Origin of the sequence: Bradyrhizobium sp. 153, assembly GCF_023073835.1 — a bacterium.
Taxonomy (GTDB): Bacteria; Pseudomonadota; Alphaproteobacteria; order Rhizobiales; family Xanthobacteraceae; genus Bradyrhizobium.
Genome location: NZ_JADPKH010000029.1, coordinates 61,007 through 78,931 on the forward strand (window position 1 = coordinate 61,007; position 17,925 = coordinate 78,931).

Genomic DNA, 17,925 nt, shown 5'->3' on the forward strand with positions numbered 1-17,925 from the left:
CTTCGCGGTGTATCGATGGTCCGGCCGTGCCCTTTGTGGGATTCTGCGGCGCCCTCGAATCAAAATCCTCCCGCCCGCTTCCCGACGAGACCGACCCGATGGACATGGACCTCAAGGACTTCATGGAGTTCGTGCAGACGACCGCGCGCAGCGTCGGGGCGGAAATCTCCTCACCCTGGTTCTACCTGCAATTCGGTCTCATCCTGGCCGCCGCCGGCATGGCCTATGCCGCGGAGGCCGCCATTCGCAGCCGCCTCGACATGACGTCGCTGGCAATGCGCTGGCCGCTGCCGCTCCGGCACTTCGTCCGGGTGATGGTCGCGAGCGCCTCGACGGCGGTTTTCACCCTGCTCGTGATCATTTCGCGCGTGGTGATGTACCACGCGACCTGGCCGAGCCGCAGCTATCTGTTGATGGTCGCGGCCAAGCTCGGACTGGCCTGGCTGGTGATCCGGCTCCTCACTTCGGTGCTGCGCAACGCCTTCATCGTCAAGCTAGTGTCGATCACGGCGTGGTTCATCGCCGCGCTCTCCATCCTCGGCCAGCTCGATGCGACGGTCGAGCTGCTCGATTCCTTCGCGATCGTGCTCGGCGGCCTGCGCCTGACCCCGCTCTTGGCGCTCAAGGCCGGCGCGCTGCTGCTGATCGCGCTCTGGCTGACCAACATCGCGAGCAATTTCGCCGAGAGCCGGATCAATGCGACCACCGATTTGACGCCGTCGGTGCAGGTGCTGCTGGTCAAGATCATCCGCATCGGGCTGCTTGCGGTCGCGATCGTGATCGCGCTCGGGGCGGTCGGGATCGATCTGTCGGCGCTCGCGGTATTCTCCGGCGCGGTCGGTGTCGGCATCGGTATCGGCCTGCAGAAGATCGTGGCCAATTTCATTTCCGGCATCATCCTGCTCGCCGACAAGTCGGTGAAGCCCGGCGACCTCGTCACCATCGGCGACAATACCGGGCGGATCAGCGCGATGAAGACGCGCTATATTTCCGTCGCGGCCGGCGACGGGCGCGAATTCCTGGTGCCGAACGAGGATCTGGTGACGCAGAAAGTCGTGAACTGGACCTATACCGACAAGAACACGCTGGTGAAGATCGCCTTCGGCACCAATTACGACGCCGACCCGCGCCTCGTCTGCAAGCTCGCCGCCGAGACCGCCGCCGCCCATCCGCGCGCGCAGAAGGGCAAGCCGCCGAACAGCATTTTGACCGAGTTCGCCGAGGCCGGCATGAAGTTCTCGCTGACGTTCTGGATCGCGGACCCCGACGGTATGGATAACGTCAAGAGCGACGTGATGCTGGCGCTGTGGGACGCCTTCAAGCGCGAGGGCATCCGGGTTCCCTACCCCGTCCGCGAAATCCGCGTGCGCGGCGCCCTGCCGGTCGAAACGGCCGTAGAAGTCCCGAATTAGGCCCGCTTTCGGGTGCAAACATCACGCTTGGCTTGCATGAAGGCCCGCAATCATTAGATTGGAGCCTGAAATCAAGCCTTTCCGCCGACATTGAGCCCCTTTGGAAGATCGCGCCCGCATGAGTTACGTCGAAGCCACCGAGACCTCCCTGCGCAAGACCGGACAGATCAAGCTGCATGGGCCGAGCGCCTTTGCCGGCATGCGCAAGGCGGGGGCGCTGGTGGCCAAGTGCCTCGACGACCTCACCGATATCGTCGGCCCCGGCGTGCCGACCTCGCGCATCGACGAATTCGTCCGCGACTTCGCCTTCAGCCACAACGCCTATCCGGCGACGCTGATGTACCGCGGCTACCGTTACTCGACCTGCACCTCGCTCAACCACGTGGTCTGCCATGGCATGCCCGGCGACCGCCCGCTGAAGGAAGGCGACATCGTCAACATCGACGTCACCTTCATCGTCGACGGCTGGTACGGCGATTCCAGCCGGATGTATGCGGTCGGCCCGATCGCGCGCAAAGCCGAGCGGCTGATCGAAGTCACCTATGAAGCGATGATGCGCGGCATCGCCGCGGTGAAGCCCGGCGCCACCACCGGCGACATTGGCCACGCCATCCAGAGTTTCGTCGAGCCGCAGGGCATGAGCGTGGTGCGCGATTTCTGCGGGCACGGCCTCGGGCGCATGTTCCACGACGAGCCGAACATCATCCATATCGGCCGGCCCGGCGAGGGCGTCCAGCTCAAGCCCGGCATGTTCTTCACCATCGAGCCGATGATCAATCTCGGCAAGCCGCATGTCAAAATCCTCTCCGACGGCTGGACCGCGGTGACCCGCGACCGCTCGCTGTCGGCGCAGTTCGAGCACTCGGTCGGCGTGACGGCGACGGGCGTCGAGATCTTCACGCTGTCGGAGCGGCATGGCGAGAAGCAGATCGGGTGAGGCTTTGGGCCGCCGGCCTACAATGAACGGCGCTTGCTATCGCAATTGACGGTTGCAAAGCTGCGGTTCCGCGGCAATGCTGGCGGCCGATGCCCGCCAAATCCGACCACGACAAGAGCAAACCTGAGGACGCGCCGCATTATCACGGCCATCGCGAGCGGCTGCGCGAGCGCTTCTACAGCGCCGGCGCGGATGCGCTCAGCGACTACGAGCTGCTGGAGATGGCGCTGTTTGCCGCGCTGCCGCGGCGCGACACCAAGCCACTCGCAAAGACCTTGATAAAGACTTTCGGCTCGTTCGCCGAGGTCGTGCATGCGCCGGTGGCGCGCCTGCGCGAGGTCGAGGGCATCGGCGAATCCGCGATCAACCAGCTCAAGCTGATCGCAGCAGCGGCGCACCGCGTCGCCAAAGGCGACGTCAACAGCCGCAACGCGCTCTCGTCCTGGAACGAGGTGATCGACTATTGCCGCACCAGCATGGCCTTCGCCGACAAGGAGCAATTCCGCCTGCTCTTCCTCGACAAGCGCAACCAGCTCATCGCCGACGAGGTGCAGCAGACCGGCACCATCGACCACACCCCGGTTTATCCCCGCGAGGTGATCAAGCGCGCGCTCGAACTCTCCGCGACCGCGCTGATCCTGGTGCACAACCATCCCTCGGGCGATCCCTCGCCCTCGCAAGCCGATATCCAGATGACGAAAGCGATCATCGACATCGCAAAGCCGCTCGGGATTTCCGTGCACGACCACATCATCGTCGGCAGAAGCGGCCACGCCAGCCTGCGCGGGATGCGCTTGATCTAGCAGGCCGGGACGTCAATTCATGGCTCGACCCAGCGCTGCACCGCTTCGACTGTGTCGGCCGGCGTCGTGTTGAAGCAGATCGCGGCTTCCGGCGCCAGGCGGTGGACGAGGTTGAGCACCTTCTCGAACAGCAGCAGCCGTTCCTTCGGCTCGCGGAGCCCGGCGCCGATCACGATGCAGTCGAAGCGCTCGTCGCGCAGCGCCGCCGTCACGGCAGCCTCCGCAGTCGCATCGAGATCGATCAGACAGCTCGTGACCTCGAAGCCGAGACCGCGCAGCCGCAGGAGCTGGGCCTCGATGTAGCTGCGGACATGTTCGGGCGTGAGCTGCGGGAATGCGCTATAATCCGCATTGCCGGGCTCGATGCCGATCGCGAGGATGCGCTTGGCCATGCGGATCTCCCAACGAAATCGCTCTTTCGTCAACGGGCTGCCCTGCAGCGGGTTCCGCGTTCACACCCGTCGTTCGGCAGCGCGGAAGGCTTGCCTATTGACGCAGCATGATCAAGGGATCGGCGGTATCGGGGACGCGCCGCCACTGCGCGTTGTCGTCGGCCTCGAACTGCCAGGCTTCGCCTGATTTCGACATCAGGAGGATCTGGCCGCGCTCGAGCCGCCATTGCGTCGGGTTGAATTGCGCGATCGCCGCGTCGCATTTCGGCTTGAGGAAGACCTGGAAATTGTCCGCGCCCGCCTCGGTGTTGGTCAGCGTCAGCCCGCACACCGGCTGGCCGTTGCCGCGCACCATCGACCAGTCGCCGATCATCTGGTCCATCGATTTGGCCATCGATCGCGCCGCGGCGAGATCCTGCAGGATGTAGACACCCTCGCCCTGGCGCAGGCCCTCGAAGATGCCGGCCTCGACCTCGGTAAAGTCGATCACGGCTTCACCGGTGGCGTCCTGCAAGCGGACGATGTCGAGGCCCCGGACGTTCCAGGCGACGATGTCCTTGGTGAAGGGCAGCGCGGTCTTGCAGGCCGGCTCCAGCTCCAGCTTAAAACCCTGGCCCTTGGCGTCGCCCTTGAGGGTGACGACGCAGGTCTTGTTGCGCTCGGTTGTCGAGAGCTCCCACTGCCCGGGCATCTGCTTCTTCAGGGTCGCCGCATCCTGCGCGTGCGCAGGATCGATCGCGGCAGCACATGCCGCGATCATCAATGCAACGCCCCGAAGAGCTCTCATCAGCGCCCCCTAAACGGCGTTTCCGCAACCGGTGTCAGCGGCGCCTTGCCGGCGAACCAGGCCTTGAGATTGTCGACGACGAGTTGGTCCATCGCGTTGCGCGTCACCACCGAGGCCGAGCCGATATGCGGCAGCAGCACCACGTTCTGCATGGTCTTGAGCTCGTCCGGCACGTTCGGCTCCGCCGCGAACACGTCGAGGCCGGCGGCGAGGATGGTGCCTGATTTCAGTGCCTGGACCAGCGCCGGCTCGTCGACCACCGAGCCGCGCGCGACGTTGATGAGCACGCCGCGCGGGCCGAGCGCCTTGAGCACCTCGGCGTTGATCATCTTGTCGGTGCTGGCGCCGCCGGGCACGATCACCATCAGCGTGTCCACCGCCTTCGCCATCTCGATCAAATCAGGGTAGTGCTTGTAGGAGACATCCTTGGATGGGTTACGGGAATGGTAGACCACAGGCACCAGCGAGGCATCGAGCCGGCGCGCGATGGCCTGGCCGATCCGTCCCATGCCGACGATGCCGACCTTGCGGTCACGCAGCGAGCCGACGCTGAGCGGATAGTTCTGCGTCTGCCACAGTCCGGAGCGGACGTAGCGATCGGCCTTGATGAACTCGCGCAGCGTGGAGATCAGAAGGCCCATCGCGACATCGGCGACCTCCTCGGTGAGGACATCGGGCGTGTTGGTGACGATGATATTGTGCTCGGCCGCGTATTTGGCGTCGATGTGATCATAGCCGACGCCGAAGCTCGCCACCATTTCCAGCTTCGGCAGCTGCGACAGTGAATCCTTGTCGGCGCGCACGGTGTGATACGTCACGGCGACGCCGCGGATCCTGTCGCGGACCGCCGCCGTCAGCCGCTCGAGGTCACCGCGCGTCTCGGCCTTGTGCACGACGAAATGGTCGGAAAACCCGTTCTCGAGGATCGGCCGCACCGGTCCATAAATCAAAAGATCGATCTTTTCGGACGAAATCGAACCGGCGGTCATCAGTTTTCCTTTCCAAGCGCGCTCTCATGCCAGCGCCGTAAAACGAGGTGCGAAACTAGCGCCAGCACCCCATAGATGACAATCCCGGCGAGCGACAGCAAAAGCAGCGCAGCGAACATGCGGGGTATGTTCAATCGATAGCCTGACTCGGCGATCCTGTAGGCGAGCCCGGAGCCGGCACCGGCCGTTCCCGCTGCAATCTCGGCCACGACCGCGCCGATCAGCGACAGGCCGCCGGCGATGCGCAAGCCGCCGAGGATGTGGGGCAGCGCCGCGGGCAGCTTGAGAAAGCGCAGCGTCTGCGGCTTTGATGCGCCATAGAGCTGGAACAGGCCGGCGAGATTGCGGTCGACCGAATTCAGCCCGAGCGTGGTGTTGGACAGCACCGGGAAAAAGGCAACGATGAAGGCGCAGACCACCACCGCGGTCTGCTGCTCCAGATAGATCAGCAAGAGCGGCGCAATCGCGATGACCGGCGTCACCTGGAGCACGATGGCATAGGGGAACAGCGAATATTCCACCCATTTCGACTGGTTGAACAAGAGCGCCAGCCCGATGCCGCCGATGCTCGCTGCCACAAAACCTTCTAGCGTGGTCAGAAGCGTGGTGGCGAGCGACTGCGACAGCACCGCCCAATCCTTGATCAGCGTCAGAAAGATGACGGAGGGCGCCGGCAGCACGTAGGGCGGAATCTCCTTGATACGGACCACCAGTTCCCAGGCGAGAAGGCCGGCCGCGAACACGAGGACGGGCGGCACGAGGCGCATTGCACGTTGCGCGCCGGACGGCTTTGCGGTGACCGCAGCTTGCACGTTCATAGCGTCGATTGCCCCGCATAGGACGGCGCCAAGGCCGCCGACACCCTGCGGCAATAATCGGAATAGGCGACTGAAGTACGAAACTCCTCGCCCCGCGGCTCGACCGTCTCGATGCGGAGGTCGGCCTGGATGCGGCCGGGCCGCGCCGTCATCACCACCACGCGCTGCGACAGGTAAACGGATTCGAACACCGAATGGGTGACGAAGATGACCGTCTTGCCGAGGCTGCGCCACAGCGCGAGCAAATCATTGTTGAGGCGGAAGCGCGTGATCTCGTCGAGCGCCGCGAACGGCTCGTCCATCAGCAGGATATCGGGATCGGTGACGAGCGCGCGCGCCAGCGACACCCGCATCTTCATGCCGCCGGAGAGCTCGCGCGGAAAGGCCTCGGCAAAATCGGCAAGGCCGACGCTGGCGAGCGCCGCCTCGGCACGCGCGCACGCCTCGGCCTTCGGAACGCGACCAAGCCTCAGGGGTAGCCGCACGTTCTCGCGCACGCTGGTCCAGGGCATCAGGGTCGGCTCCTGGAACACGAAGCCGATGCCGTGGCCCGGCTGCGGCACGCCTTCGCGGCGCGCCACCCGCACGATTCCGGACGAGGGCGTGCTGAGCCCCGCGATCAGCCGCAGCGCCGTCGACTTGCCGCAACCCGACGGACCCAGCAGCGAGATGAACTCGCCCTTGCGCACGGCGAGGTCGAGCGGGCCGAGGGCCATGACGCCGTTGTCATAGGCTTTCGTCACGCCGCGGAGGCTGACGGCGAGCGCCGTCAGGCTGGCCTCGACGGCGGGCGAGGTTGAGCTCTCTAGCATTGGCCGCAGGCTGTTGTGAGACGCGGTCGGGCCGCGTCCTTCACCTCTCCCCATCGGGGAGAGGTCGGCGCGCAGCGCCGGGTGAGGGGGCTCAGGTCACACCAGGGAGCGTAACCCCTCACCCGCATCGCATCTGACGATGCGATGCGACCTCTCCCTTCGGGAGAGGTGTAGGACACCGAGCCGCCTGCGCCAGATCTCAACATGCGTTACGGCTTGCTCGGGCGCAGCTCGACGCCGACGCCCTTGTTGACGAAGCGCAGCGTATAGGATTTGCGGAAGTCGAGATCGGGCTTCACCACGCCCGCCTTCACCATCTTGTTGAAGAAGGAAGCGTAGCGCTCGTCGCTCATGGCGCCGATGCCGTTCTTCAGGCTGTCGCCGGAATCGACGATGCCGTGCTCTTTCATCTTGGCGACGGAGTAGGCGAGCAGATCATCGGTCATCTCGGGATTGAGCTTCTTGATCATGGCATTTCCAGCGGAATTGTCGCGGTAGATGTAATTGTACCAGCCGATCATGGAGGCATCGACGAAGCGCTGCACCAGATCCGGCTTCTTCTCGACCACGTCGCGGCGGGTTTCGATCAGGGTCGAATAGGTATTGAAGCCGTAATCGGCGAGCAGCAGTACGTTGGGCTTGAAGCCGGCCGCCTTCTCGACTGCGAAGGGCTCGGATGTCACGTAGCCCTGCATGGCGCTCTTGGGGTTGGCGATGAAGGGCTGAGGATTGAAATTATAGGGGCGGACGTTCTTCTCGCTGAATCCATATTCGGACTTCAGCCACTGGAAGTAGCTGGTCATGCCCTCCTTGGAGACGAACAGCGTCAGCGGCTTGAGATCCTCAATCTTGGCGACCTTGGCATCGGGCTGCGTCAGCATCACCTGCGGATCTTTCTGGAAGATCGCGGCGATGGTGATGACGGGAACGTCGTTGGCGACCGCATCGAACGACATCAGCGTGTTCGCGGCCATGAAGAAATCGATCTTGCCGGCGATCAGCAGCATCCGATTGTTCTCGTTGGGCCCGCCGGGGACGATGGTGACGTCGAGCCCGTAACGCTTGTAGGTGCCGTCGGCGACCGCCTGGAAGAAGCCGCCATGCTCGGCCTCGGCGACCCAATTGGTGCCGAAGGTGACCTTGTCGAGCGTTTCGGCCCCCACCGGGACGCTTCCGATCAAAGCGGCCATCAAGCCCGCCGTTAACGCTCGCCGCAGATGAGAAGGGCTCATGAAGGGACTCCGTCGATCGTTGCTGGCCCAATCGCGTCTGGCTCATGTGAACGCAACGCGATAAAACCGCATGAAGTTCGGGGACGCGAGCCGTCCGGGCCCGCGTCCCCTCATACCCCAAATTACGTGACAAATTCGGGCAAAGAAACCTCCAAGGAAAGTTCAATGATGCCGTCCCGCGACTGGACCGAGATCCGCTGGGCCGATGTTGCCCCGGCCGAGGCCTCGCGTTGGATTGCGGTGCTGCCGCTGGCGGCGACCGAGCAGCATGGCCCGCATCTGCCGCTCGAAACCGACGTGCTGATTGCGGATGCCTATCTCGCGCGCGTGCGCGAGCTGCTGCCCGAAACTGTTCCGGCCAGTTTCCTGCCCGTTGAACCAGTCGGCATCTCCACCGAGCATATCGACTATCCGGGCACGCAGACGCTGCCGACCGACGTTGCGCTGAAGCGATGGACAGGCATCGGCGAAGACGTCGCCCGACGCGGGTTAAGGAAGCTCGTCATCATCACCAGCCATGGCGGCAACAGCGCGGCGATGATGCTGGTGGCGCAGGATCTTCGCGCGCACCAGAAACTGTTCGTGGTGACGACGTCGTGGTCGCGGCTGTCGGGCGCCGACAAACTGTTCTCGGCGGACGAAGTTCGCCACGGCATTCATGGCGGTGCGATCGAGACCTCGATCATGCTGGCGCGCTACCCCGATCAGGTGCGCAAAGATGCGATCGCGGATTTTCCCGCGAGCAGCATCGCGATCGAGCAGCAATATCGCTGGCTGTCGACGCAGCGCCCCGCGCCGTTCGCCTGGCAGGCGCAGGATCTCAACGCCAGTGGCGCAGTCGGCAATGCGACTTTGGCCGTTGCAGAAAAGGGCGAACGCCTGATCGATCAGGGCGCGACGGCCTTTTGCAAGCTGCTGATTGAAGTCGATAACTTCGACGTGAACAGGCTCGCCAAGGGGCCCCTCGGCTAGATCCCATGCTCCTGGAATTGTTCAGGAAAGCACAGGGCTCCGCGACCGCATCTGCCGGCTTCGAACCGGACGCGCGCAGCCTCCGTCCAATTGGGCACGCGGGCCACAACGGACCGCCTCAACCCCGGATGGAGTTTCACATGTCGATCAAGACCAGGATTGCCGCTGTCGCTCTCGCTGCCCTCGCCGTGACAGGCGGCATCGTGTCCACCGCCTCGCAGGCCGAAGCCAAGCCGCTTGGCTGGGGCTGGGGTGTGGGCGCCGGCACCGCCACTGCCGCCGTCGTCGGCTCCGCAATCGCCGCCAGCAACGATCCCTATTACTACGGCTATCACCGCTGCGGCTGGGTCGCCCAGTACAACGCTTTCGGCCAGTACGTCGGCCGCGTTCGTACCTGCTACTGACTTGAGTACCTGAGGCCGATCTCACGTGGATCCTGCGTCCGACACGGGCGCCTCATCCACCCCGTGTCGTGCCCCCGACCCCGCCCGGCTGTCCCCCCGGGCGGGGTCATCTGTTTTCGGGCCGCGACCCTGTTGCAGGCCCGTCACATGAGGGTGCGAACCAACACCTGCGGCAATTGACACCAGTTGCTATTGAGAATTACTCGCAATAAAGTTCGCAACAGGCACAGGTGCTTGGGACGGAATCGCGTCGAATCGAGATCATCTCGCCCGATCGCATGCCAACCAAGACCTGATGACAGGGTCGCCACGAATCGGCAGGGATGCCGCAGCATCGGGACACATTCGCGTTTGGGGGCGTGCGTTTTGACGTTGAGAGGTCACCGTTACCGGTACTTGCGGACGGCCGCGGCGATTGCGACGGGCGTGCTGGCTTTTCCCGCCACAGGCACCGCGGCCGATCTGCCGCTGAAGGCCCCGGCGCTGAGAGCGGTCTATGACTGGACGGGGCTCTATATCGGCGCGCATGCCGGCTATGGCCGAGGTTCGTCGCACTTTGCGCTGAACGACGGGGCTGCAATCAGCGACAGCGGCGTCTTCAGCGGCATGATGGGCGGCGTGCAGGCCGGCTACAATTACCGGCTCAATTCCGGGTGGCTGGTTGGTATCGAAGGCGATTTTTCGTTTCCCAATTACATCACCTCGAACTCGATCGTCTCCTTCCTTTCGACCCCCGCCAACACCGTCACGCAGCAATGGGACTACACCGCGAGCTTGCGTGGCCGCGTCGGCTACACCAGCGGTCCGTGGCTGCTCTACGTCACCGGCGGCTTTGCCTGGATGGGCGAGCGCTATTTCGACGCGCCGGCTTCCAGTGCCGAAATCCCAAAAATCCTGAACACGCGGCCCGGCTGGGTCGCAGGCGCCGGCATCGAATACGGCTTCGCGCCCCATTGGAGTGCGCGGCTCGAATATCTCTACAGCCGCTTCGATGGCGCCAACGTCGCCTTCTCGACGGGGGCCCAATACAGCTCATCGTCGCTGGAGTTCCAGCAGATCAGGCTCGGCCTCAACCGCAAGGTCGATTGGGAGGGCCTGCCGAGCTACGTCCCGAAGAGCTCCCTGACCGACACGGAATCGGATCGCTGGGAGATTCACGGCCAGAGCACCTATCTGCCGCAAGGCTATCCGTCGTTCCCCGCCCTCTACACGGGGCCGAATTCGCTCTCCCCGTCGGCGCAGGCCAAAGCGACCTGGAGCAACAGCCTGTTCCTGAACGCACGGCTCTGGGACGGCGGCGAGGTCTATTACAATCCCGAGCTGCTCCAGGGGTTTGGACTGAACGACACCGTTGGCGCCGCCGGCTTCCCCAACGGCGAAGCGCAGAAGTCGAACTTCCCCTATCCGCATTACAATACCTCGCGCCTATTCGTGCGCCAGACCTTCGGCTTCGGCGGCGAGCAAGAGGAGCTCGCGAGCGGCCAGTTGCAGCTCGGGCAGAAGGTCGACGTGTCCCGCCTCACCTTGCAGGCCGGCAAGTTCGCGGTGGTCGACGTGTTCGACGGCAATGCCTACGCCAAGGACACCCGCAAGGACTTCATGAACTGGTCGCTATGGGCGCCGGGCGCCTTCGACTATTCCGCCGACAAGGTCGGCCTCACCTATGGCGTCACCGCCGAGCTCAACCAGAAGCAATGGGCGTTGCGCGGCGGCTATTTCCTGATGGTCGCAGAGCCCAATTCGAATCATTTCGACACCAAGGTCGCAGAGCGCGGCCAGTACGTGGTCGAGCTCGAGACGCGCTTCTCGCTGTTCGGCCACCCCGGCAAGCTCAGGACCATGGGCTGGCTCGACAGCGCCAACATGGGCAGCTTCCGCGAGACGCTGGACAATCCCGCGCTCAATCTCGACATCGCGCAGACCCGGCGCGGCCGCATCAAGGTCGGCTACGTCGTCAATCTCGAGCAGGCGATCACCGACGACCTCGGACTGTTCGGCCGCTGGAGCTGGAACGACGGCAAGTTCGAGACGATTGCCTTCACCGACATCAACCGCAGCCTGTCCGCCGGCCTTTCGATCAAGGGCACGAGATGGGGCCGGCCCGACGACGTGATCGGCATCGGCGGCGCCGTCAATGCGATCTCGCAGGATTATCGTGACTTCCTGGCCGCCGGTGGCCTCGGCGTGCTCATCGGCGACGGCGCGCTCAACTACCGCAAGGAGCGCATCCTCGAGACGTATTACGCCTACGCGCTGAACAAGAACCTCACCGTCACAGCCGACTACCAGCTCATCGTCAATCCCGCCTACAACGCCGACCGCGGACCGGTGTCGGTGTTTTCGGGACGGCTGCACGGGGAGTTCTGAGTAGCGAGCCAACCGCAAGGCTTCTTGGCGACAGAATGCGCGCCTCGTCCTTCGAGACGCCCGCTGCGCGGGCTCCTCAGGATGAGGCTAAGCTACGCCGGTGCTTGTCGAATTGCGACCGCGCACTCAGTCCTCATCCTGTGAGGAGCGCGCATTGCGCGCGTCCAGCGCGCAGGAACCATCGATCATGCGGTTCCCGCGGCGCCAGATGCGGCGGGATTGTGTCTCGCTGAATACCTATATCAAGGCCTGGGCGCCCAGCACACTCGCTTACCTCGGAACATCAATGCTCTCGATCGAACTCGTCATCGTCGTCGTCCTGATCGTCATCAACGGCCTGCTGTCCATGTCCGAGCTCGCCGTAGTGTCGTCCCGCCCGGCGCGGCTGTCGTTGCTCGCCGCCAAGGGCGTGCGCGGCGCCGAGCGGGCGCTGACGCTTTCGGCCGATCCTGGCAAATTCCTCTCGACGGTGCAGATCGGCATCACGCTGGTCGGCGTGCTTTCCGGCGCATTCTCCGGCGCGACGCTCGGGCAGCGGCTGACGCAATGGCTGCTTGAGCTCGGCATGTCCCCAGGCATTGCCGACATCGTCGGCGTCGGCATCGTCGTCACGCTCATCACCTACGCCACCCTGATCGTCGGCGAACTGGTGCCGAAGCAGGTGGCACTGCGCGACCCCGAAAGCATCGCCGTCAGGGTCGCGCCCGCGATGCACCTGCTGGCGCGGATCTCGCTGCCGCTCGTCTTCCTGCTCGATGTCTCGGGCAAGGTGATCCTCGCGCTGCTCGGTCGCGGCGGCAGAGCCGAGGAAAAGGTCTCGGAGGACGAAATCCATCACCTCGTCAGCGAGGCCGAAAGCGCCGGCGTGCTCGAGCCCGGCGAGAAGGAGATGATCGCCGGCGTGATGCGGCTCGGCGATCGGCCAGTCGGCGCGGTCATGACGCCGCGCACCGAGGTGGACGAGATCGACCTGAACGACGATGTGAAGACCATTCACGAGATCATCGCGAAGAGCCCGCATTCGCGTTTCCCCGTTTCGGACGGCGATCGCGACAAGCCGATCGGGGTGCTCCAGGCCAAGGACCTGCTGATCGCTTATATGAACGAGCGCACGCCGGATCTGCGCGCGCTGGTGCGTGAGGCGCCGGGCATTCCGGCCTCGGCCGATGCCCGCGACGTGCTGACCATCCTGAAAGCTGCGCCGGTTCACGTCGGTTTCGTCTACGACGAATACGGCGCCTTCGAAGGCATGGTGACAGCCGCCGATATCCTCGAGTCGATCGTCGGCGCCTTCCATTCCGAGGAAGGACCGCCCGAGCCGGCCTTTATCAGGCGCGACGACGACTCGCTCCTGATCTCCGGCTGGATGCCGGTTGACGAGTTCGGCGAACTGCTCGGCATCGAGCTGCCGCCGCATCGCTACAACACGGTGGCGGGCCTCGTGCTGCAACAGTTCAGCATGCTGCCCAACGTCGGAGACGCCTTCGATTTCGCCGGCTGGCACATGGAGGTGGTCGATCTCGACGGGCGACGGATCGACAAGATTCTGGCGAGCCGGAGGGGCGAACAGGCGGCGGCGTGAGGGTGCGCCATTGCATGCACCAGCGCGGGACGCCGCACCCACTCGTCCCGGCGCAGGCCAAACGCAAAACCTTCACCCGAACCTCACCCCGATCCGCTTTTCCTTGCGCCAGACCACGGCGCACGATCGATGCGTCCCGTCGGACTGGACGAACAGGGTGAAATGTTCGGGGATGCCGACCGGGCTGGTGACGTCGAGGGCTGCGCCGGTATCGGACAGATTGCGGATGGTGCAGTCGATCGCGCCGCCGCCGAACTCGATCGTCCCGGCCTTCAGCACGCGATGTCTCGCCTTGTCGCGCCGTTCGTCCATGGGCACAATTTACACCCAAAGTTGAACCAAGAGTTAAACGCGGTCCAGCTCGCGATGATTTTACGCGCCGGGACCGGCGTCCTTGCGGGGCGGCGCGACGCTCACTGCGCGGGCTGGAACGTCTCGGAGCGCGCCATCCGCCAGGCGTCGCGAAACCGAGGATCTTCCGTGCCTTCGAGCAGCTCGCCCGGGCGCAGCGCCGGATAGAGCTGTGCGAAGGATTGCACCTGGGTTGTCGCCGTCCGCTGGCTGAAGTGGATCGGACGCAGCTGCTGCGGATGTTCGAGGCCGGCAGCGGCGATCAGCTCGGTCAGCGAGTGCAGCGTCGCATGGTGGTAATTGTGCACGCGGTCGATCTTGAGCGGCACGTAGAGCGCGCGCGCGCGCGTCGGGTCCTGCGTCGCGACGCCGGTCGGGCAGCGGTCGGTGTGGCAGCTCAGCGACTGGATGCAGCCCAGCGAGAACATGAAGCCGCGCGCCGAATTGCACCAGTCGGCGCCAATCGCCATGGCGCGCGCCATGTCGAAGGCGGTGGCGATCTTGCCGGACGCGCCGATCTTGATACGGTCGCGCGCATTGATGCCGACCAGCGCATTGTGGACGAAATTGACGCCCTCGCGCATCGGCATGCCCAGGTGATCCATGAATTCCAGCGGCGCCGCGCCGGTGCCGCCCTCATTGCCGTCGACGACGATGAAATCAGGATAGATGCCGGTCTCTATCATCGCCTTGCAGATCGCCAGGAACTCCCAGGGATGGCCGATGCACAGCTTGAAGCCGGCCGGTTTGCCGCCGGACAGGCGGCGCATCTCGGCGATGAACTGCATCATGCCAACCGGCGTGGAGAAGGCGCGGTGCGAGGCCGGCGAAATGCAATCCTCGCCCATCGCGACACCGCGGATCTTGGAAATCTCTTCCGAGACCTTTGCGGCCGGCAGCACGCCGCCATGGCCGGGCTTGGCGCCCTGGCTGATCTTGAGCTCAACCATCTTGATCTGGTCCTCGCCGGCGACGCGCGCGAACGCCTCAGGGTCGAAGCTGCCGTCGAGATGACGGCAGCCGAAATAGCCGGAGCCGATCTCCCAGATGATGTCGCCGCCCATCTCGCGGTGATAGGGGCTGACGCCGCCCTCGCCGGTGTCATGCGCGAAACCGCCCTTCTTCGCGCCGGCATTGAGCGCACGCACCGCGTTCGGGCTGAGCGCGCCGAAGCTCATCGCCGAGATATTGAACACCGAGGCCGAATAGGGTTTTGCGCAATCCGGTCCGCCAATGACGACCCGGAATTTTTCCTCGGCATGCGCCTTCGGCGAGACCGAGTGATGCATCCACTCGTAACCCTCGCGATAGACGTCCTCCTGGGTGCCGAACGGACGCTTGTCGAGCTCCATCTTGGCGCGCTGATAGACCACCGCGCGGGTATCGCGCGAGAACGGCATGCCGTCCTTCTCGCTCTCGAAGAAATATTGCCGCATCTCGGGGCGGATTTCTTCCAGGAGGAAGCGGATGTGCGCGGAGATCGGATAGTTGCGCAGCACCGCGTGACTCTTCTGCAAGAGATCGCGGACGCCGAGCAGGGTCAGCGCGCCGAAGATCAGGATCGGGACCAGCAGGATGTCGAAGATCTTGCGGTCGACGATACCGATGGCGATCAGCAGCGCGGTGACGACCGCGCAGATCGTCAGCACGATGAAGCGCGGGGAGAACGGAAGCAGCAGGGTTTCCATGACCCCCTCTTCCGCCAGGGGCAGGCGTTTGGGAGCTTCGTGCGTCTTGTTGTCCTCGGCCACGATCCGATCCCCTCGCCAGCATGAGGCGATACGATACGCCTGTGCCTGTCATACGGATATGACGCGGCCCTTGTTTCAGGCTAGCGAATTCGGCTGAGACAAATCAATCAGCCCGATGGGCGGGCTTTTGCAGTGCAGCAGAAGGGGAAAGGGACGCGGCTAAGCGGGCAAAGGCGCCTCACCCGCCGCTGTCCTCCTGGCGAAAGCCAGGGCAAAGCCAGCAACACCCCTAAGCGGGGGTTGTTGCGAAGACTGGCAACGACCAGCCTTCGCCAAACTTCACGGTGGGTACCGGTCTTGGCCTTCGCCAGAACGACACCGAGACGACACAGAGCGAGGGCTTAGCGCTCGACGAACGCCTTTTCGATCACGAAATGGCCAGGCTTGTTGCCGGAGCCTTCGACGAAGTCGCGGCCTTCGAACATCAGCTTCAGCTCTTCGAGCATCGCCGGGCTGCCGCACATCATGATGCGGTCGGTTGCGATGTCGAGCGGGCTTTGACCGATGTCGTTGAAGATCTGCTCGGAGTTGATGAGGTCGGTGATGCGGCCGCGGTTGCGGAACGGCTCGCGGGTCACGGTCGGGTAGTAGACGAGCTTGTCCGCGAGCAGTTCGCCGAACACCTCGTCCTCGCGCAAATTCGCGACCAGCTTCTCGCCATAGGCGAGCTCGGAGACCTGGCGGCAGCCATGGACCAGCACGATCGACTCGAACTGGTCATAAACCTCGGGATCCTTGATCAGGCTCGCGAACGGCGCAAGGCCGGTTCCGGTCGACAACAGCATCAGCCGCTTGCCGGGAAGCAGATTGTCGGTGATCAGCGTCCCGGTCGCCTTGCGACCGACCAGAATGGTGTCGCCTTCCTTGATCTTTTGAAGGCGCGAGGTCAGCGGACCGTCCTGAACCTTGATCGAGAAAAACTCGAGCTGTTCCTCGTGATTGGCGCTCGCCATGCTGTAGGCGCGCAGCAGCGGGCGGCCATCAACCTCGAGGCCGATCATGGCGAACTGGCCGTTCTGGAAGCGGAAGCCGGTATCACGCGTGGCGCGGAAGCTGAACAGCGTGTCGGTCCAGTGGTGGACGGAAAGAACCTTTTCTCGGTAAAACGCGCTCATGATTTTCGATCTTCCGAATATTTGCGGTTTTCGGGCAAAAGCATCGCCCTGCCCCTGACGGCGGGGCGAGCACCATTTGCCTGGCGGAGGATTTCGCGTGTGTGATCTACGCCATTGAGACCAATAATCAACCTCGTTTCGGAAGCAATTGGTGCCGACCAAACCGGCATTTGGGCGGAATTGGGCGCATCATTAATGGATTTGCTGCCCCGCGCGCGCGGCGGGCAATTTCTTTTCCCTGGGGGGCTCGATGGCAGCAGTTAATTTCCGTGGCGCTAACGAGAATTTCATTAAGAATAGCTCTGATTTTGACCCCGGTTTGGCGCCGTTTCCCGCATTTTCGCGGCTTTTGGCGACAGGAACGACCGAAACCATGGCGAGCGGCGAGCGGATCTTCATCCAGGCGATCAGGCGCTATTGCGCGGACCATGGCATTGCGGTCGATGTCCATGCCAGCGGCTGGCTGGTTGCGATGCGCCGGGGCAAGACGCGCCGCTTCGCCTTCGGCTACGACATCGGCCTCAACAGCGCCATCGCGCATCGTCTCGCCAACGACAAATCGGCCACCGCCGAGGCGCTGGCGCTGGAGGGCGTGCCGTGCATTCCGCATCAACTGTTCCTCAACCCGAAGCTCGGCCAGAATGTCGTTGGCCCCACCTGGCGAGGTGCAATGCTTGAGCTGCTTCACGGCCATCCGCAAGGCGTGGTGGTGAAGCCGAATGAGGGGACATCGGGGCGCTCGGTGTTCAAGGTGACGACGGAGGCGGAACTGGATCACGCGGTTGGCGAGGTTTTTTCGATGAGTGCCGGCCTCGTGATCTCGCCCTATGTCGCGATCGAGGACGAGGTCCGTGTGGTGCTGCTCGATGATGTACCCCTCGTCGTCTACGGCAAGCAGCGTGGCAGAGATTGGCGACACAATCTTGATGGCGGCGCAAAGCCGGTATTGCTGGAGAGCGGCGAGGTTCGAACGGCTTGCGTGAAGCTCGCGATCGATGCCGCGCGCGCGATCGGCATCGCCTTTGCGTCGATCGACGTGGTGCGCGTCGACGCCGATTGGTGCGTGCTCGAGATCAATTCCGGCGTGATGATGGAGTCGCTGGCGAAGCTGCATCCGGAGTTGGTGCAGGCGACGTACGACGCGGCGCTGGACCGGGTGTTTGCCGGACGTTAGCAGCGGCGGCGCAGGTGCCCACCCTCC

At 64.0% G+C, this 17,925-nt stretch carries 17 protein-coding genes; 8 read left to right on the top strand and 9 right to left on the bottom strand.

Annotated features, from left to right (window positions below; translation table 11 throughout):
* The first annotated feature begins 98 nt into the window (after window positions 1-98).
* From IVA91_RS08285 to radC, 3 genes are all read left to right on the top strand, one after another.
* Window positions 99-1,412 carry a mechanosensitive ion channel domain-containing protein gene (locus IVA91_RS08285; RefSeq protein ID WP_247276376.1) on the top strand — a complete coding sequence of 438 codons (1,314 nt, stop codon included), beginning with the start codon at window positions 99-101 and terminating at the stop codon, window positions 1,410-1,412.
* Between the two features lie 118 nt (window positions 1,413-1,530).
* Complete coding sequence (gene map, locus IVA91_RS08290) at window positions 1,531-2,349, top strand: type I methionyl aminopeptidase (RefSeq protein ID WP_247276375.1); 819 nt, start codon at window positions 1,531-1,533, stop codon at window positions 2,347-2,349.
* 89 nt (window positions 2,350-2,438) lie between these two features.
* A complete protein-coding gene (gene radC, locus IVA91_RS08295; protein WP_247276374.1) occupies window positions 2,439-3,152 on the top strand; it encodes a DNA repair protein RadC in 714 nt (237 codons plus the stop codon).
* A gap of 17 nt (window positions 3,153-3,169) precedes the next feature.
* Here the strand turns inward: radC and IVA91_RS08300 are convergent, their stop codons facing one another.
* The 6 genes from IVA91_RS08300 to IVA91_RS08325 all read right to left on the bottom strand — a co-directional run bounded on the left by IVA91_RS08300 (window position 3,170) and on the right by IVA91_RS08325 (window position 8,182).
* Entirely contained in the window at window positions 3,170-3,544 is a 375-nt protein-coding gene (locus IVA91_RS08300; RefSeq protein WP_247276373.1) for a hypothetical protein, read from the bottom strand.
* 94 nt (window positions 3,545-3,638) lie between these two features.
* Window positions 3,639-4,331: an AprI/Inh family metalloprotease inhibitor gene (locus IVA91_RS08305; RefSeq protein ID WP_247276372.1), complete on the bottom strand. Its 693-nt coding sequence runs from the start codon at window positions 4,329-4,331 to the stop codon at window positions 3,639-3,641.
* Window positions 4,331-5,320, bottom strand: coding sequence for a 2-hydroxyacid dehydrogenase (locus tag IVA91_RS08310; RefSeq protein ID WP_247276371.1), 990 nt, complete (start codon window positions 5,318-5,320; stop codon window positions 4,331-4,333). The genes IVA91_RS08305 and IVA91_RS08310 overlap by 1 nt, the downstream gene beginning before the upstream one ends.
* Window positions 5,320-6,138 (bottom strand): ABC transporter permease, encoded by an 819-nt coding sequence (locus IVA91_RS08315; protein WP_247276370.1) that lies wholly within the window; start codon window positions 6,136-6,138, stop codon window positions 5,320-5,322. Before IVA91_RS08315 ends, IVA91_RS08310 begins: the two co-directional genes overlap by 1 nt.
* Entirely contained in the window at window positions 6,135-6,950 is an 816-nt protein-coding gene (locus tag IVA91_RS08320; RefSeq protein WP_247276369.1) for an ABC transporter ATP-binding protein, read from the bottom strand. The genes IVA91_RS08315 and IVA91_RS08320 overlap by 4 nt, the downstream gene beginning before the upstream one ends.
* 209 nt (window positions 6,951-7,159) lie before the next feature.
* Window positions 7,160-8,182: an ABC transporter substrate-binding protein gene (locus IVA91_RS08325; RefSeq protein WP_247276368.1), complete on the bottom strand. Its 1,023-nt coding sequence runs from the start codon at window positions 8,180-8,182 to the stop codon at window positions 7,160-7,162.
* 165 nt (window positions 8,183-8,347) lie between these two features.
* On the opposite strand from IVA91_RS08325, the gene IVA91_RS08330 reads away from it, so the two are divergent.
* The 4 genes from IVA91_RS08330 (at window position 8,348) to IVA91_RS08345 (ending at window position 13,507) form a co-directional block, all read left to right on the top strand.
* Window positions 8,348-9,154: a creatininase family protein gene (locus IVA91_RS08330; protein WP_247276367.1), complete on the top strand. Its 807-nt coding sequence runs from the start codon at window positions 8,348-8,350 to the stop codon at window positions 9,152-9,154.
* Between the two features lie 140 nt (window positions 9,155-9,294).
* A complete protein-coding gene (locus tag IVA91_RS08335; RefSeq protein ID WP_247416941.1) occupies window positions 9,295-9,558 on the top strand; it encodes a hypothetical protein in 264 nt (87 codons plus the stop codon).
* A 396-nt stretch (window positions 9,559-9,954) separates the two neighbouring features.
* The gene (locus tag IVA91_RS08340; protein ID WP_247276365.1) at window positions 9,955-11,925 is read left to right on the top strand and encodes a carbohydrate porin; all 1,971 of its coding nucleotides are present in this window, start codon (window positions 9,955-9,957) and stop codon (window positions 11,923-11,925) included.
* Between the two features lie 286 nt (window positions 11,926-12,211).
* The gene (locus IVA91_RS08345) at window positions 12,212-13,507 is read left to right on the top strand and encodes a hemolysin family protein (RefSeq protein WP_247276364.1); all 1,296 of its coding nucleotides are present in this window, start codon (window positions 12,212-12,214) and stop codon (window positions 13,505-13,507) included.
* A gap of 72 nt (window positions 13,508-13,579) precedes the next feature.
* Here the strand turns inward: IVA91_RS08345 and IVA91_RS08350 are convergent, their stop codons facing one another.
* From IVA91_RS08350 to IVA91_RS08360, 3 genes are all read right to left on the bottom strand, one after another.
* A complete protein-coding gene (locus tag IVA91_RS08350) occupies window positions 13,580-13,819 on the bottom strand; it encodes a PilZ domain-containing protein (protein ID WP_247276445.1) in 240 nt (79 codons plus the stop codon).
* A 101-nt stretch (window positions 13,820-13,920) separates the two neighbouring features.
* Window positions 13,921-15,546 carry an FMN-binding glutamate synthase family protein gene (locus IVA91_RS08355; protein WP_247276444.1) on the bottom strand — a complete coding sequence of 542 codons (1,626 nt, stop codon included), beginning with the start codon at window positions 15,544-15,546 and terminating at the stop codon, window positions 13,921-13,923.
* Window positions 15,547-15,950: 404 nt separating this feature from the next.
* On the bottom strand, window positions 15,951-16,724 hold the full coding sequence (locus IVA91_RS08360) for a ferredoxin--NADP reductase (protein WP_247276363.1): 774 nt from the start codon (window positions 16,722-16,724) through the stop codon (window positions 15,951-15,953).
* A 373-nt stretch (window positions 16,725-17,097) separates the two neighbouring features.
* Between IVA91_RS08360 and IVA91_RS08365 the strand changes: the two genes are divergently transcribed.
* Complete coding sequence (locus IVA91_RS08365; protein WP_247276362.1) at window positions 17,098-17,898, top strand: ATP-grasp domain-containing protein; 801 nt, start codon at window positions 17,098-17,100, stop codon at window positions 17,896-17,898.
* The last annotated feature ends 27 nt before the right edge of the window (window positions 17,899-17,925 follow it).

What these genes read in the sequence shown, in the direction of transcription:
- IVA91_RS08335 (WP_247416941.1), top strand. Translation starts at nt 9,295, where the DNA reads ATGTCGATCAAGACCAGGATTGCCGCTGTCGCTCTCGCTGCCCTCGCC.
- IVA91_RS08360 (WP_247276363.1), bottom strand. Translation starts at nt 16,724, where the DNA reads ATGAGCGCGTTTTACCGAGAAAAGGTTCTTTCCGTCCACCACTGGACC.
- IVA91_RS08320 (WP_247276369.1), bottom strand. Translation starts at nt 6,950, where the DNA reads ATGCTAGAGAGCTCAACCTCGCCCGCCGTCGAGGCCAGCCTGACGGCG.
- IVA91_RS08300 (WP_247276373.1), bottom strand. Translation starts at nt 3,544, where the DNA reads ATGGCCAAGCGCATCCTCGCGATCGGCATCGAGCCCGGCAATGCGGAT.
- IVA91_RS08285 (WP_247276376.1), top strand. Translation starts at nt 99, where the DNA reads ATGGACATGGACCTCAAGGACTTCATGGAGTTCGTGCAGACGACCGCG.
- IVA91_RS08325 (WP_247276368.1), bottom strand. Translation starts at nt 8,182, where the DNA reads ATGAGCCCTTCTCATCTGCGGCGAGCGTTAACGGCGGGCTTGATGGCC.
- IVA91_RS08315 (WP_247276370.1), bottom strand. Translation starts at nt 6,138, where the DNA reads ATGAACGTGCAAGCTGCGGTCACCGCAAAGCCGTCCGGCGCGCAACGT.
- radC (WP_247276374.1), top strand. Translation starts at nt 2,439, where the DNA reads ATGCCCGCCAAATCCGACCACGACAAGAGCAAACCTGAGGACGCGCCG.
- map (WP_247276375.1), top strand. Translation starts at nt 1,531, where the DNA reads ATGAGTTACGTCGAAGCCACCGAGACCTCCCTGCGCAAGACCGGACAG.
- IVA91_RS08355 (WP_247276444.1), bottom strand. Translation starts at nt 15,546, where the DNA reads ATGGAAACCCTGCTGCTTCCGTTCTCCCCGCGCTTCATCGTGCTGACG.
- IVA91_RS08350 (WP_247276445.1), bottom strand. Translation starts at nt 13,819, where the DNA reads ATGGACGAACGGCGCGACAAGGCGAGACATCGCGTGCTGAAGGCCGGG.
- IVA91_RS08310 (WP_247276371.1), bottom strand. Translation starts at nt 5,320, where the DNA reads ATGACCGCCGGTTCGATTTCGTCCGAAAAGATCGATCTTTTGATTTAT.
- IVA91_RS08330 (WP_247276367.1), top strand. Translation starts at nt 8,348, where the DNA reads ATGATGCCGTCCCGCGACTGGACCGAGATCCGCTGGGCCGATGTTGCC.
- IVA91_RS08305 (WP_247276372.1), bottom strand. Translation starts at nt 4,331, where the DNA reads ATGAGAGCTCTTCGGGGCGTTGCATTGATGATCGCGGCATGTGCTGCC.
- IVA91_RS08365 (WP_247276362.1), top strand. Translation starts at nt 17,098, where the DNA reads ATGGCGAGCGGCGAGCGGATCTTCATCCAGGCGATCAGGCGCTATTGC.
- IVA91_RS08345 (WP_247276364.1), top strand. Translation starts at nt 12,212, where the DNA reads ATGCTCTCGATCGAACTCGTCATCGTCGTCGTCCTGATCGTCATCAAC.